A 13,029-nucleotide genomic window follows, 5' to 3' on the forward strand; every position below is an offset into this window, starting at 1 on the left:
TTCCGGGAGGATGTGCACGCCGCAAAAGGGGCGTTTACCGCTCTGCGGTATTGCGGCGGCGCGCAAAGTGTAAAGCCCCTCATGAGTGAGGGGAGAGAGAGTTGAAGTGGGCTTGCCCACTTTGTTTTGTATTAAGGAGTACGGTGATGAGAAAAAATTGGAAAAAAAGGGCACTCTGTGCAGTCCTGTTTATACTTTGTACAGGTCTTTTGGGGTGTGGCGGCAGTTACCAGGAGCTTTCCAAAGGGGTGGATGCCCCGGATTTTACGGCAGAGCTGAACAGCCATGAAAGTTTTATTTTGTCAGAGCAGCAAGGGCGGGTGGTTCTTCTCAATTTCTGGGCGACTTGGTGCTCTCCCTGTGTGGAAGAAATGCCGGCTCTGCAGCAAATATATGATGAGTACGGAAAGCAGGTGGAAGTGATCGCAGTCAATTGTGCTGAGGACAAAAAAGTGGTGGATCGTTTTATAGAAGAAAAGGGATATACATTTCCTGTGGCATATGATGAAACAAATGAGATTGCGGAAAAATATCCAAGTGCCGGAATTCCCTATACACTTGTGATCGGAAAAGATGGACGTGTGACAGAGGTATTTACAGGAGCGCAGAGTTCAGACGTCCAGTATAAGGCATTCCGGCGTGCCATCAAGGAGGCGGTGGAAAACTCATGAAAAAAAGGAGAATTCTGTTGACAGGGACAGCGGTTTTGCTGATCCTTGCCGGGGTATGGCAGTCCGGGCAAAAAGATGTGATGAACAAAGCAACCCGGATATGCCTGGAATGTATCGGCATCGGATGATGTGGATAAGAGAACGAAAAAGACGGTTGATTCAGTTGATCTGCGCTCTTTTATACAATCTGAATATTACCGGATTTTTTAGCGCGACCATTTATCAGGGAAAGTGGAAAATGACTTGTGTACCGGGGCTGAATTGCTATTCCTGTCCGGGGGCGATCGCATCCTGTCCAATCGGCAGCCTGCAAAGTGCACTGGTGTCTGCAAAGTATAAATTTCCCTATTACATACTTGGACTTCTTCTTTTATTTGGAGTAATTTTGGGGCGTGTTGTCTGCGGATTTTTATGTCCTTTTGGACTGCTGCAGGAGATTTTATACAAGATTCCCACAAAAAAGGTGAAAAAAGGAAGGTGGTCAAGAAAACTTTCCCTCCTCAAATACGTGATCCTCATTGTATTTGTGGTGGGAATTCCGCTTGTATTTGCAGTTCCTGGATTTTGCAAGTACATCTGCCCTGCAGGAACTTTGGAAGCTGGTGTGTTTTTGCCTGTAAAGAATGAGCAACTCAGAAACCTTCTTGGGGTTCTGTTTTCCTGGAAGATAATCGTACTGCTCGCTTTTGTTGTAGCGGCAGTTTTCATTTTCCGCAGTTTCTGCAGATTTTTGTGTCCCCTTGGTGCGTTTTATTCTCTGTTTCACAAAACAGCATTGTTTGGAATGATTGTGGAAGAGGATAAATGTTGCGGATGTAAAAAGTGCGTTCGTTTTTGCAGGATGGACGTTAAAAAAGTGGGGGACAGGGAGTGCGTACAATGCGGACAGTGCCTGGAGGGGTGCCCTCAAAACGCACTGTCCTTTGGACGTATCACTTCTTCTGGCGGTTCTTTAGATAAATCAGATGATAGGTGACATTGGCCTCCGTATCGGTGATCGGAATGATCTGTCTGTTTTTTGGAAGTTTTGCGGTATCCTGTGCAAGATTGGTAGTAAAACATGGCAGGGAAGATTCGTTTATCAGTTCCTGAAAGGCGAAATCGTCGGTTTGAACAAGGAATTTTGAGGACGGCATTTTTTCCCGGCACATGTTATCCCAGAAACCGATTTCAGAACGCAAAAGAAAGTTGAAACCGTTCATCTGTGTAAAGGTGAGAGTTTTATTTCCGGCAAGGCTGTGTTCCGGCAGTACACAGACGGACAAACATTCCTTAAGGAACGGTTCACAGTGAAGATCGGGTTCATTGCAAGCCCAGGGAAGGATGCCTACATCGCAGGACCCGGAACGTACATGATTTATAATGTCCGGTATTTCGTTTATGCTGGAGGATATGGTCATATCCGGATAATGTCCTGCAAGGGAAGGCAAAAAGGACCAGAGAGGAGCCGGGGCGCATGATTCAACAGTGATCGTGTGCAGGCTCTTGTCAAAGGTGCGTACCTGCTGGATGGAATGCCCTGCCTCAGCCAGAAGTTTTTTTGCGCATTCCACAGCTACCTCACCGGTTTTATTTAAGGTAATCTTGTTTTTTTGGCGGTGGAACAGCGGGACAGCGAATATTTCTTCTAAATGCTGCATCGTGCGGGTGAGCGTTGGCTGAGAAATATGCAGCTGTTCTGCCGCTTTTGAGAGTGTTCTGCAATCGGCAAAAACAACCAATTGCTGCAATTCTGTTAAATCTAACATCGTATTCCTCTTTCTTGTTATTCATATTTTGAATAGTAGGTTTCGTTATTGATATTGTACATTCTTTTGATTTCTATGTAAACTGTAATTGAAAAAAGAAAAAAACTGTTTCTGAATTTGAATAAGGGAGGATATAATATGGAGTATGTAACACTGAAAAACGGGGTAAAAATGCCAAAGCTTGGTTATGGTGTTTATCAGACACCTCCAGAAGAGACAGAAAAATGCGTTCTGGAGGCCATTCAAACAGGATACCGCAGCATTGATACTGCACAGGCATACGGAAACGAAGAAGGGGTTGGAAATACACTTGCCAAATGCGGTCTTCCAAGAGAAGAATTCTTCATCACAACAAAAGTATGGATTTCTAATGCAGGATATGAAAAAGCAAAGGCGTCGATCGAAGAGTCTTTGAAGAAACTGAAAACAGATTACATTGACCTTCTTTTGATCCATCAGCCTTTTGGCGATTATTATGGAACTTACCGTGCTATGGAAGAGGCATACGAGGAGGGAAAAGTAAGAGCGATCGGGGTATCAAACTTCTATCCTGACAGATATCTTGACATCGAGCATTTTTCCAAAATCAAACCAGCAGTCAACCAGGTGGAGACTCATGTGTTCTGGCAGCAAAAAGAAGCAAAAAAATATATGAAGAAATACGGCACTCAGATCATGTCCTGGGGACCGTTTGCAGAAGGAAAGAATGATTACTTTAACAATCCGGTGTTAAAGGAGATTGGGGGAAAATATGGAAAATCTGTGGCGCAGGTGGCGCTGCGTTTCCTTTTGCAGAGCGATGTAGTGGTAATTCCGAAGTCTGTTCATAAAAACAGAATGGAGGAAAACTTCAATGTATTTGACTTTGAACTGACAGCGGAGGATATGGCTAAGATTGAAGGACTGGACGGAGGAGAAAGCCTGTTTTTCTCTCACTATGACCCGGAAACTGTAGAGTGGTTTATGACAATGGCATAAAATTCAACTGATGTGGAAGAGGAGGAGTGAATATGTATAATCTGCAGCTTGAGACATTTATTGTTGTTGCAGATCTTGGGAGTTTCAACAAAGCGGCAGAAACTCTCTATATCACTCCGCCTGCGGTCACAAAACAGATCAACCTTCTGGAGAAGGACCTTGGACTTACGCTTTTTGTCCGCACTCATAGAGGATTGGCATTGACAGAAGCAGGAAAATCATTGTACAAAATTGATATTGTGGCAGGAATTTTTGATGAGACGATGCTGAAACTGCGCCAGTGTGCAGGGATGGAGATTGGCAGACAACAAATCTGCTGTGCGGTCTCTGTCAATCATAGGCTGGCGGAAAAGGAGATGCTCACATTCCAGGATTTGTACGGGGAAAATCCCCTTATGATGCGCCGGGGCTGGAGCAACTATGTAGATGAGCTGCGGGACGAAATCTGGAAAAATCATCCTCAGATCCGCGTGGTGGATTTTGATATCTACAGTGTAGATATCTTTAACCAGTGTGAGAACAGCAATGACATCCTCATGGCAGTCGAAAATTGGAAAGATGTACATCCTCTTTTAAAAGTGATCCCGGTAGAATGGAAATACACGATTCCTTATGGCGTTTTGTATTCTCCTGAACCGTCCAAACTGGTCAGGAGATTTCTGGAAGGTATAAAAAAGGCGATTTGACAATTGGATCCCCGAGTATAAAGCAAAAGGTATGAACTGCAAAACAATGGAGACTTCTGCGGGAGGCCTCTTTTTTCTATAATAAAGTCAGCGAGGAGTGCAGGAGGTTTTCGGGAAATGGATAATTTTATATATGAAAATAAGACAAAAGTCTATTTTGGTCAGTGATGTGTGAAGGAATTCCTCGCTTGTTTTATAAAAAATCACAACAATGTTATGCTGGCTTATGGGCAGGGGGTGTCAAAAAACGGAATATACGATGAAGTTGTGAATATCCTGATGAAAGAGGGGAAAAATGTGGTATAATTCTTTGGGATGCATGCACTTTCAGAGTTTATCCGGGAAATCGGCCTTCCCACAACAATCCGGGGGCTTGGGATAAAGAGACAAAAGAGTCTTAAGAAAACGCATATTTCTGCCGCTATTCTCCGGGCAGCTACAAAAGAATGGAGCCTTTGGAAATCCTGGAAATCTTTCAGGAGTGCTTTTGAATGATGGGAATATTTAAAACTTAGATGTAAACATGAACAGGAGGATGAACATGAACGTATTGATGATCAACGGGAGTCCCCATAAACAGGGGAATACTTATATTGCATTGCAGGAGATGCAAAAAATCTTTGAACAAGAGGGCATCGACAGCGAGATCATACAGGTTGGAAACAAAGCGATCAGAGGATGTATTGCCTGTCGTGCCTGTGCCCAAAATGGGAAATGTGTTTTTGACGACTGTGTGAATGAAATCGCGCCAAAGTTTGAGGCATGTGACGGTCTGGTCATCGCAAGCCCGGTCTATTATGCCTCCGCGAATGGAACATTGATCTCATTTTTGGACCGTCTGTTTTTCAGCACACCGTTTGACAAGACCATGAAAGTAGGGGCCAGCGTAGTGGCTGCAAGAAGAGGAGGACTTTCTGCTACCTTTGATGAGCTGAACAAATATTTTACAATCTGCGGCATGCCGGTGGCCTCCGGGCAGTACTGGAACAGTATTCACGGAAGAGAGATCGGCGAAGCAACAGAAGATGCGGAAGGTCTGCAGGGCATGCGGACTGTGGCAAGGAACATGGCGTTTTTGATGAGATCCATTGAATTGGGAAAAGAGAAATACGGGCTGCCAAAAAAGGAACCTTTTCTGCGGACAGATTTTATCCGGTAAAAAGCATTTACCTTTAATTTATGCTGGATAAAAATATGAAAGCTAAAAAATACTTTCTGCAATTGGTGGAAGGACTTGGACTGTAGAAGGCAGAGGGAATTCTAAAATCTAATATGTTTTCCAATCCAAGGTACCGGAGGTTGGCATAAATAGAAAAATGAACTATGAAAAGGGAATGTTTAGTGCAGCGCCATAGACATTCCCTTTTCTAAACAACAGTCCAAAGATTTATGCCGCTATATACCAATTTCCAGCGTATTTTCCCATATTATCAGTCCCCTTTTCTGAATATGTCAATAGAACGACTTGTGATACCTAATAGATTTTTACGTTCACAGGTAGTAAAGTGATATTTCAAATACAAGTCAAATGTATCGTCATCCATCTCGTCTATCGTTTCGCGCATGAATAAGGCACAACCGTCTGTTGCTACATAATGCAACAGGGTTGTCGGAAATATAGACATCAAATCGTCAATATCTTCTTTTCGCACAAGTTCAAATAAATGCTTTGGCTCGGATTGCAGGCTCTATCTTCTTGCGCAGATGGTGGATGATACTGACAGCAGAATGTTGATATGGTTTGACTGTCCATGTTCCACACTGCCTCAAAAATCTGCTGCTGGCTGAACACCCGTCCGGGCTGCTGTGTCAGATAACACAGACAATACCTTATTCAAGACCTGATACTCGTCATCTTTGAAGATTAATATCATTACTTTCCCATCAATCATTCCTCTCTTGATTTTTAGAAATTTGGAGTTCCCCGCGTTTCAAGCGGAACACCACATCCGCCTCTTTTGCAAGTGCCTCTGAATGGGTGACGACAACTACGCACTTATTCATCCGGTGGGCGCTTTCTTTTAAGATTTCTGTAATATCACGGGCAGTATCTTCATCCAGATTCCCGGTTGGCTCGTCTGCAAGCAGTACCTTTGCCTCACTTGCTAATGCCCGTGCTATGGCAACTCTTTGTTGCTGGCCGCCGGATAATTTAAGTACATTGCGGTTGGCTTCCTCTTTGGTAAGCCCCAACCGTTCTAAAATCGGCATAGTCGGCAGTTTCGAGGTCAAAGCAACATTTTCCTTTGGTGTCAGATAATCAATCAGATTATAGTTCTGAAAGATGAAAGCAACATGATTTTTTCGGTGGCCGGAAAGACCGTTTTTTTCAATATCTTGTCCATCATATAAAATCTGTCCGTTTGAAGGGCTGTCCAAACCTCCGATCAAAGACAGAAGTGTTGTTTTTCCACACCCGGATGGGCCGAGGATTGCATACATTTTTCCTTCCTCTACAGACATGTTTATACTTCTAAGCACCTTCTTTTTGTTATTGTAGACATATCCGACATTTTTAACTTCTATGATATTCATAATAATCTACCTCATTTCTTTATGATTTTTCTGTTTCCATGCTATTCCATTTGAGCTAAGATTGCTTTTGGCTTGAATCGAAAAACAGGAATACAGGATAACAGGATGGCTACAACCAGCAGAATCCCTCCTGCAATGACAACCAGTTCAAAGTGCTGCGGCGTAACGATCACGTTCTCTGCAGTTTTTCCAAATAATGTTCCAAGAGTTCCCGCCACCTGCTGACTGGACAAACAGGCCAGCGGGAAAGCCACCATTGCGATCAGAAGTGTCTCCAACATATATTGCAGAAGGACAGCGGGTTTCGCGATTCCTACTGCCAGTAAAATTCCGATTTCCCGTTTCCGGCTGCGGATGGACATAGAGAGAATGAGAATCATCAGCACCATACTTACCACGGTTATGACAATGATCAGCGTAGTTATGAGGGTTTCGGTATCGGTAAGGGAACTGGAAATATTTTGATATACTTCATCATTAGCCGTAATGGTGTAATTGTTCCAGTTGATTGAAGGAATATTTCGCACTTCTTTGATTACACTATCTAGCTGGGCTGCGTCTGTAACATAGTAATATGCTTCTGAAATTCCATCACCATCTTCTCCCCATCCTTTTATTAGACCTTCTGCTGCCTCCATACTACAAAAAACAAAGCTGGAATAGTCATAATAGGATGAATCAGTATACATGTTTAGCTGGTCGTCTTTGTCCGCTACAACATCAAAGATACCTACAATTTTCATATCTACCGCAGGAGTGTTATTTTCAGGATAGTAAATTCCTGTCAAGGTATCTCCGATTTTCAGACTATTCTGATCCGCAAGTTCCTTACTGATGATAATGCCATCCGCCATATCATCTGTGATATGAGAACCTTCTATCAGTTCAAATCTTCCTGATAAAAAAAGTTTATGGTATTGAGAATTATAAGAACCATAGTTATAAAAACTATAATTCTCATGTTCCAATTCTTTTCCATTTTCCTTGAAAATACGCGGAAGGGTGATTAAAGACGCGTCATACCCGGAAATTCCGTCAACTGCTGCAATTTTCTGAATCATATCTCCGGTCATAAATTCCTGTGTACTATAAGAACCTCCACTGCCGCTAGACCATCCACCACTGGATAAATCCCGTTGCACTGTAAAGCTGGCTCCTGTTGTTTGGCGGACTTCCTCTGCCTGTTCCTCCTGCGCGTCTGCTATCGCCAGTCCTGACAGCACAAGGGTTGTAACAGACAGGAGCAGACAGAACAGGAGCAGTGTTTTTTTCCATTTTCGCATAGTATACAATGCTGCTCTTATGCCTAAATTCATGCTGCATTTCCTCCTAACTCATTTGTGATAAGATACTTTTTGGTTTCATCTTCATAATCGGATAAGCGGCAAGGGCGGTCGAGGCCAGACACAGCACCAGATCAGAGCACCACACAGTCAGGTAATTTTGTGTGGGGACATGTACAATGACCTCCGACAGGCCTAAATCTTTTGTGGGCTGCTCTGCTGCCTTGGTATCTTGGGTCAGATCTATTGTCTCATAGGTTTCTGTCGTTACCTGTGAAAGCAGCCTGTTTCCGATTTGATCAGAAATGGCTGAGCTTGTGCCATAAGCAAGAAACAGGGCAATGACCGCGGCAAAAAATACTTCTGCCAAATACTGTAACAATACTGCACACTTTGAGATACCCATTGCTAAATAGACACCTGTTTCATGGATACGTCTGCGTATGCGTAAAGCAAGAAATAAGGATAATACCAAAAAACAGATTACCGATACAACTGCAATAGCGATGAACACAATATTCTGTAATCCTTCCAGAGATTCTTTCGCATTCTGGTAGTCCTTATCGTAACGGGTCAGAGTACAATTCTCCCATTCCACACCGGGAATCTTCTTTGTTTCGTCTATGATCCGGTCAAGTTCATCCGGGTCATTCACATAGAAATCGCCATACTGGACATTGGTTTTATCTTCCGCGCCATAGAGCAGGTATGAGGCTGTGGACAGATTGGTAAATACGATATTATCGTATAGATCATAAGAAGGAGCCATTCCGATAGAATCCTGTTCTTTGGTATTGGTGAAAATTCCCACTATTGTAACCGGGATTGTACGGTTTTTTTTCGCTGGATCGCCAAGCAATATGGTGTCTCCTAAAAAAAGCCCGTTTCTCTTGGCAAACTTTTCGTGGACCAGCACTTCATTCCCATTTTCGGATGTAATGGCATTTCCCTCTGCCAGCTCCAATCCTCCTTCTGTGAAATAGCTGTCCTCCCCGGAATTTGAGTTTGCAATCAATCTTCCGGCGTGTTCATAGCCTTCTGGTATCTGTGCTGCGTCCTCGGTGTTGATTTCCAGAGAGGTTCCATCAGAATCATAATAATTGGCATAGGAATAAGAACGCAGTGTATATTTACCGCTTAAACCTTCCATGTCAAGAATCTGGTCTAATGTTTCCTCTGTGATCCCCATATCCAAGCGCCGTGCATTGATGGTAAAATATCCAAGCAGAGCTTTCTTCATATTTGCAGTGGCTGTTTTTGTTGCAGACTGGATAGAAAGACAGGTCAATATCAGCGTTGCCATTATAAGCAGAAATGCAAGAAGTGTCGCTGTCTTTCCTTTCTTCCGCACAGAATACAGAAAGGCTCGTTTCCATAAGTTCATCTTTCGGTCACCTCCTAATGTTCTGGACAGGAATCAAGACAAACGGCTTGATATTCCCGCCTGACGGAAACATAATTAAAATACCGGAGAAAAATGGAGCCCCGGTGGATTTAAGGAGTATTTTAGATGGAGCGGGCAATACAGGCGCAAAAAAACAAGGCAGACCATATACTCTAATCTGCCTTGCTGCTTTTTTAGAAAATAGCGGAAAATTTTACGCCGCTTTCCGTGTTTTCCATTCTATATGTGAGTCCATGATGATCCAGTATCATTTTGGTAATATACAACCCCAATCCGCTCCCACCGCTATTGCGGTTCCGGGATTTATCCACTCGATAAAATGGAGTAAAAAGCCGTTTTAAATCTTCTTCTGCAATATGAATCCCCGTATTTTCAACATAGAATCTTCGGTCCTGCAAGGAAACCGTTATGACCGCTCCCTTTGGCGAATAGGCCACGGCATTGCCGATTACATTAGAAAACACTTTATTGAGCAGCCGTTCATCACCTTCATAATGAAAGTCCGGCTGTATATCCAGACGCAGCTCCATTTCCTTATCCTCAATCCGGCCGCTGACTTTCTGACAGCTTTTTTGTAATAGTTTACTAACATTCAAATCAGAACGGATTAACTGAAAATCACTGCCGCCCATTCTTGCTGATGTCAGAATTTCCTTCACAATTTCTTCCATATCATTGACGGTTTTCAGGCAATGGCGCAGATAGGTATTTCTGTCTTTGTATTCTCCAACCTGATAGATCATTCCTTCCAGCTCGCCTTTGATGATCGCAATGGGGGTTTTCAGTTCATGGGAAACTTCCACGTCATATCCAGCTTTGTCATGCGTTTCGCAACACTGCAGATACTGACAAGTGGTTTTGAAAAATAGCGGGAGCAGATAAACGCACCGCTCACGGAGATCAAAAGGATGATAGCCGCAATAAACGGAATGAGCTTAATTAACACATCATAGGACTGCGTGACAGCTACCAGAGAAACATTTGCGGAAAGCTGATAGGTTTGTCCGCTCTGCCAAAAAGCTGCTGAACAACTCATCGTTCTATCAGAAGATTCCCCATCCTCAGTATTGGTAAAATTGACGGAAAATATATTCTGATTCTTTTCACCTGTAATTTTCACCGAGGCATTATTTTTCATGGAGAATTCCATCAGGGAATCGCAACTTTCTTGTAAGCCGTTTTGCTCCAATACTTTCACCAGATCATAAAAATCTGCTGATACCTGATTTTCAAGTTCTGTCTGATAACTCTCAGGCAGAAAGACCATCACCATGCCGTAAATGACGATACAGCATACAACAAGTAGCACCAGCATACCAAGAAAGGTCTTTGTCTGAATACTTTCACTGATTTTCCTTTTCAATTTTATATCCCACCCCTCGGATTGTTTCGATATAGTCAACACCTAACTTTCTACGGATATTTTTGATATGGGTATTTACGATTTTTGCGTCACCAAAATAATCAAAGCCCCAGATACGATCCAGAAGATGTTCTCTGGAAAACACATGCCCCTGATTTTCCAGAAAGAATTTTAAAATCTCAAACTCTCTGGTAGTCAGCGGCTTGTTTTTACCATTGACGGAAACAGTAAAACTGTCTGTATCCAGTGCAATTTCTTTATAGTGTATTACGTTATTGTCAATCCGTCCGTTTTTTTCTGCTCGGCGAAGTACCGCTTCGATACGTTTTACCACAACGGGCATGGAAGTAGATTTTGTAATAAAGTCATCTGCCAAAGCGTCAAAGCCCTTCATCTGGCTGTCATCATCATCCAAAGCGGTCAGCATGATAATAGGAATATAGCTCTCTTTCCGCAGCATTTCACAGACCGTAAATCCGTCTATCTTCGGGAGCATAAGGTCAAGCAGCACTAAATCAGGATGGTGGCTATGAAACTGTTCCATTCCTTCCATGCCGTCATTCGCCAGTATCACAGTATATCCAGCGTCCTCAAGGAACGCTTTGACAATGTTCTGAATGGATTCTTCATCTTCGATAATCAAAATTGTCTTAGGCATAATAAGTACACACCTCCAAAAAGGAGTTTATCATAGAAGTGTGGAGTTTTGGTGGAGTTGAAGACTTTGACAAAATATTTTTAGAATTATATTACATGTATTATTTGGCAAGCTATTGCTCCTGCGGAATCAAATTACTGATATACGGGCGTTTTCCGGACAGAACATCATCATAGAAACCATGTTTCCAGTCAATATAATCCACACATTCCTCCAGCTCTTTGATGGAGGCAAGAAGAGATTCCCGTTTTTTTGCAAGCATCTCCTTGCGCTGTGGGATGGTGGATTGACCCTTCAGGCACAGTTCAAGATAGTCCTTCATTTCCTGAATACTCATATTGCATTTTTTCAGACGCACAAGGTCCTTGATCCATTTTAAATCACGCTCGTCAAAAATACGGCGGTTGTTCTTATCCCGCTTTACGTTTGGGACCAAGCCTTCGTTACAATAATATTTCAAGGCCTGGTAGGTCATATTGGTTTCCTTACAGACTTGCATCATAGTATACATTTGAGTTTCCCCCCTTAATCATAAAATGTCAAACTGCTTATCATAAGATTGAAGAGCAGTACTTTTGGAATCCACACCCATAATATCCCTGCCGTTGGCGCCGTGAAAGTCGCTGCCCGCGGTGTAGAAACATCCAAAACGCGCGGCAAGTGCGCGCAGCCATTGCCGGTCAGTTTCGGAAAAAGCAAGATAGTCAGCCTCCAGACCGTCAAGCCCTATGGATGTTAAGTAAGACAAAATGGTATCAATATCCTGGCGGGAAATTTGTACTTTCTGGAAATGATGGTATACACAGAAAGGATGAGCCCACACCGCCATTCCGCCTGCTCCGTGGATCAGGGTGATACCTTCCTTTGGAGTGATATTGACTGAAGAAAGAGGGGAGGCGTAAGAGTCTATAAGAGCAAAAGGTGTTTCGTCTTTTGGGGCATAGATTTTTTGAATATAGGAAGAGACATCACACAATTGCAGCACATTTCCGCAGCTTATAGGAATGTCCTCTATTTTTGTATTGTATCCCAAAGAAGAAAGCTCTCCGGCCAAAGTTTCAAAGACATGCCGGCTCATGGTGGCCCGTTCTGCCAGTCTTTTCAAAAGCTTTTCATTATTTTCATCAAATCCGTATCCAAGAAGGTGAATGGAAAATGGCGTGGAAACGTTGGGAATGGAAATTTCCCGGCAGGTGATTTCAATGCCGGAAATAAAATGCAGAGGATCTTTATGTTCGGCTGCAAAATTTTTTGCGGTTTTTGTTCCGGAAACGGTGTCATGGTCTGTGATGGAAAAAGATTGGATACCCTGGTTTTGAATGAAATTCAGAACCTCCTCTACAGTGAAAATTCCATCGGAACAGAGTGTGTGTATGTGGTAATCGATCTTCATATTACAGCCTCCTCCTATAAATACTTGTCAAGATTTTATCTAAAGAATTATAAAAATGTTTAACCGATTGTTACAATCGGTTGGTATAATTTTAGTGTAGCGCACAAAAAAATAAAAAACAAGTATAATATCAGTAGTTTTAGAAGAAAAACAGCAGGTATTTTTCATGAATGAATTTACATTTATTTACCCGATATAAGTTTATTTTGGAGAAGGGATTGAGGCGCTGGCAGCGTTTATCCAAGAGAGCTTGGCAAGGACGAATTTTATGAGATTCTTATGGAATGTATGTAAGACGAGAAAAGGATA

At 42.7% G+C, this 13,029-nt stretch carries 15 protein-coding genes and 1 pseudogene; 6 read left to right on the forward strand and 10 right to left on the reverse strand.

Features of this window, described 5'->3' with window-relative positions:
- The first annotated feature begins 146 nt into the window (after window positions 1–146).
- The 3 genes from B5F18_RS04205 to B5F18_RS04210 are packed head-to-tail and all read left to right on the forward strand — an operon-like array spanning window position 147 to window position 1,647.
- On the forward strand, window positions 147–671 hold the full coding sequence (locus B5F18_RS04205; RefSeq protein ID WP_087156421.1) for a TlpA family protein disulfide reductase: 525 nt from the start codon (window positions 147–149) through the stop codon (window positions 669–671).
- Window positions 668–799, forward strand: a complete 132-nt coding sequence (locus tag B5F18_RS12820) for a CD1871A family CXXC motif-containing protein (protein ID WP_275532804.1) — start codon at window positions 668–670, stop codon at window positions 797–799. Before B5F18_RS04205 ends, B5F18_RS12820 begins: the two co-directional genes overlap by 4 nt.
- Window positions 796–1,647, forward strand: a complete 852-nt coding sequence (locus B5F18_RS04210; RefSeq protein ID WP_087156422.1) for a 4Fe-4S binding protein — start codon at window positions 796–798, stop codon at window positions 1,645–1,647. The genes B5F18_RS12820 and B5F18_RS04210 overlap by 4 nt, the downstream gene beginning before the upstream one ends.
- Here B5F18_RS04210 and B5F18_RS04215 read toward each other — a convergent pair.
- Window positions 1,604–2,419 carry a LysR family transcriptional regulator gene (locus tag B5F18_RS04215; RefSeq protein ID WP_087156423.1) on the reverse strand — a complete coding sequence of 272 codons (816 nt, stop codon included), beginning with the start codon at window positions 2,417–2,419 and terminating at the stop codon, window positions 1,604–1,606. The two genes, B5F18_RS04210 and B5F18_RS04215, sit on opposite strands and share 44 nt — an antisense overlap.
- A 138-nt stretch (window positions 2,420–2,557) precedes the next feature.
- On the opposite strand from B5F18_RS04215, the gene B5F18_RS04220 reads away from it, so the two are divergent.
- The 3 genes from B5F18_RS04220 to B5F18_RS04235 all read left to right on the forward strand — a co-directional run bounded on the left by B5F18_RS04220 (window position 2,558) and on the right by B5F18_RS04235 (window position 5,242).
- A complete protein-coding gene (locus B5F18_RS04220) occupies window positions 2,558–3,397 on the forward strand; it encodes an aldo/keto reductase (RefSeq protein WP_087156424.1) in 840 nt (279 codons plus the stop codon).
- Between the two features lie 32 nt (window positions 3,398–3,429).
- On the forward strand, window positions 3,430–4,083 hold the full coding sequence (locus tag B5F18_RS04225; RefSeq protein ID WP_087156425.1) for a LysR family transcriptional regulator: 654 nt from the start codon (window positions 3,430–3,432) through the stop codon (window positions 4,081–4,083).
- A gap of 541 nt (window positions 4,084–4,624) precedes the next feature.
- On the forward strand, window positions 4,625–5,242 hold the full coding sequence (locus tag B5F18_RS04235; RefSeq protein ID WP_087156427.1) for a flavodoxin family protein: 618 nt from the start codon (window positions 4,625–4,627) through the stop codon (window positions 5,240–5,242).
- Window positions 5,243–5,513: 271 nt separating this feature from the next.
- On the opposite strand, the pseudogene B5F18_RS12950 reads toward B5F18_RS04235, so the two are convergent.
- The 9 genes and pseudogenes from B5F18_RS12950 to B5F18_RS04280 form a co-directional block, all read right to left on the reverse strand.
- Window positions 5,514–5,765 (reverse strand): annotated as a pseudogene (locus tag B5F18_RS12950) (SAM-dependent methyltransferase); the annotation flags it as partial.
- Between the two features lie 202 nt (window positions 5,766–5,967).
- Entirely contained in the window at window positions 5,968–6,618 is a 651-nt protein-coding gene (locus B5F18_RS04250; RefSeq protein ID WP_087156429.1) for an ABC transporter ATP-binding protein, read from the reverse strand.
- 41 nt (window positions 6,619–6,659) lie between these two features.
- Window positions 6,660–7,934: an ABC transporter permease gene (locus tag B5F18_RS04255; RefSeq protein WP_087156430.1), complete on the reverse strand. Its 1,275-nt coding sequence runs from the start codon at window positions 7,932–7,934 to the stop codon at window positions 6,660–6,662.
- 13 nt (window positions 7,935–7,947) lie between these two features.
- Window positions 7,948–9,285, reverse strand: coding sequence for an ABC transporter permease (locus B5F18_RS04260; RefSeq protein ID WP_087156431.1), 1,338 nt, complete (start codon window positions 9,283–9,285; stop codon window positions 7,948–7,950).
- A 194-nt stretch (window positions 9,286–9,479) separates the two neighbouring features.
- Window positions 9,480–10,109: a sensor histidine kinase gene (locus tag B5F18_RS12570; RefSeq protein ID WP_204217068.1), complete on the reverse strand. Its 630-nt coding sequence runs from the start codon at window positions 10,107–10,109 to the stop codon at window positions 9,480–9,482.
- On the reverse strand, window positions 10,088–10,669 hold the full coding sequence (locus B5F18_RS12575; protein ID WP_204217069.1) for a hypothetical protein: 582 nt from the start codon (window positions 10,667–10,669) through the stop codon (window positions 10,088–10,090). The genes B5F18_RS12570 and B5F18_RS12575 overlap by 22 nt, the downstream gene beginning before the upstream one ends.
- Window positions 10,650–11,327: a response regulator transcription factor gene (locus tag B5F18_RS04270; RefSeq protein ID WP_087156432.1), complete on the reverse strand. Its 678-nt coding sequence runs from the start codon at window positions 11,325–11,327 to the stop codon at window positions 10,650–10,652. Before B5F18_RS04270 ends, B5F18_RS12575 begins: the two co-directional genes overlap by 20 nt.
- Window positions 11,328–11,439: 112 nt before the next feature.
- Entirely contained in the window at window positions 11,440–11,838 is a 399-nt protein-coding gene (locus B5F18_RS04275; RefSeq protein ID WP_087156433.1) for a MerR family transcriptional regulator, read from the reverse strand.
- Between the two features lie 18 nt (window positions 11,839–11,856).
- Window positions 11,857–12,720 (reverse strand): PHP domain-containing protein, encoded by an 864-nt coding sequence (locus B5F18_RS04280; RefSeq protein ID WP_087156434.1) that lies wholly within the window; start codon window positions 12,718–12,720, stop codon window positions 11,857–11,859.
- Between the last annotated feature and the right edge of the window lie 309 nt (window positions 12,721–13,029).

The organism is Lachnoclostridium sp. An181 (assembly GCF_002160325.1).
GTDB lineage: Bacteria > Bacillota > Clostridia > Lachnospirales > Lachnospiraceae > An181.

Excerpts from the sequence above, each read along its gene's own strand:
- B5F18_RS04260 (WP_087156431.1), bottom strand. The coding sequence starts at position 9,285 with ATGAACTTATGGAAACGAGCCTTTCTGTATTCTGTGCGGAAGAAAGGA.
- B5F18_RS04215 (WP_087156423.1), bottom strand. The coding sequence starts at position 2,419 with ATGTTAGATTTAACAGAATTGCAGCAATTGGTTGTTTTTGCCGATTGC.
- B5F18_RS04220 (WP_087156424.1), top strand. The coding sequence starts at position 2,558 with ATGGAGTATGTAACACTGAAAAACGGGGTAAAAATGCCAAAGCTTGGT.
- B5F18_RS04255 (WP_087156430.1), bottom strand. The coding sequence starts at position 7,934 with ATGAATTTAGGCATAAGAGCAGCATTGTATACTATGCGAAAATGGAAA.
- B5F18_RS04205 (WP_087156421.1), top strand. The coding sequence starts at position 147 with ATGAGAAAAAATTGGAAAAAAAGGGCACTCTGTGCAGTCCTGTTTATA.
- B5F18_RS04210 (WP_087156422.1), top strand. The coding sequence starts at position 796 with ATGATGTGGATAAGAGAACGAAAAAGACGGTTGATTCAGTTGATCTGC.
- B5F18_RS04275 (WP_087156433.1), bottom strand. The coding sequence starts at position 11,838 with ATGTATACTATGATGCAAGTCTGTAAGGAAACCAATATGACCTACCAG.
- B5F18_RS04250 (WP_087156429.1), bottom strand. The coding sequence starts at position 6,618 with ATGAATATCATAGAAGTTAAAAATGTCGGATATGTCTACAATAACAAA.
- B5F18_RS04270 (WP_087156432.1), bottom strand. The coding sequence starts at position 11,327 with ATGCCTAAGACAATTTTGATTATCGAAGATGAAGAATCCATTCAGAAC.
- B5F18_RS04225 (WP_087156425.1), top strand. The coding sequence starts at position 3,430 with ATGTATAATCTGCAGCTTGAGACATTTATTGTTGTTGCAGATCTTGGG.
- B5F18_RS04235 (WP_087156427.1), top strand. The coding sequence starts at position 4,625 with ATGAACGTATTGATGATCAACGGGAGTCCCCATAAACAGGGGAATACT.
- B5F18_RS04280 (WP_087156434.1), bottom strand. The coding sequence starts at position 12,720 with ATGAAGATCGATTACCACATACACACACTCTGTTCCGATGGAATTTTC.
- B5F18_RS12820 (WP_275532804.1), top strand. The coding sequence starts at position 668 with ATGAAAAAAAGGAGAATTCTGTTGACAGGGACAGCGGTTTTGCTGATC.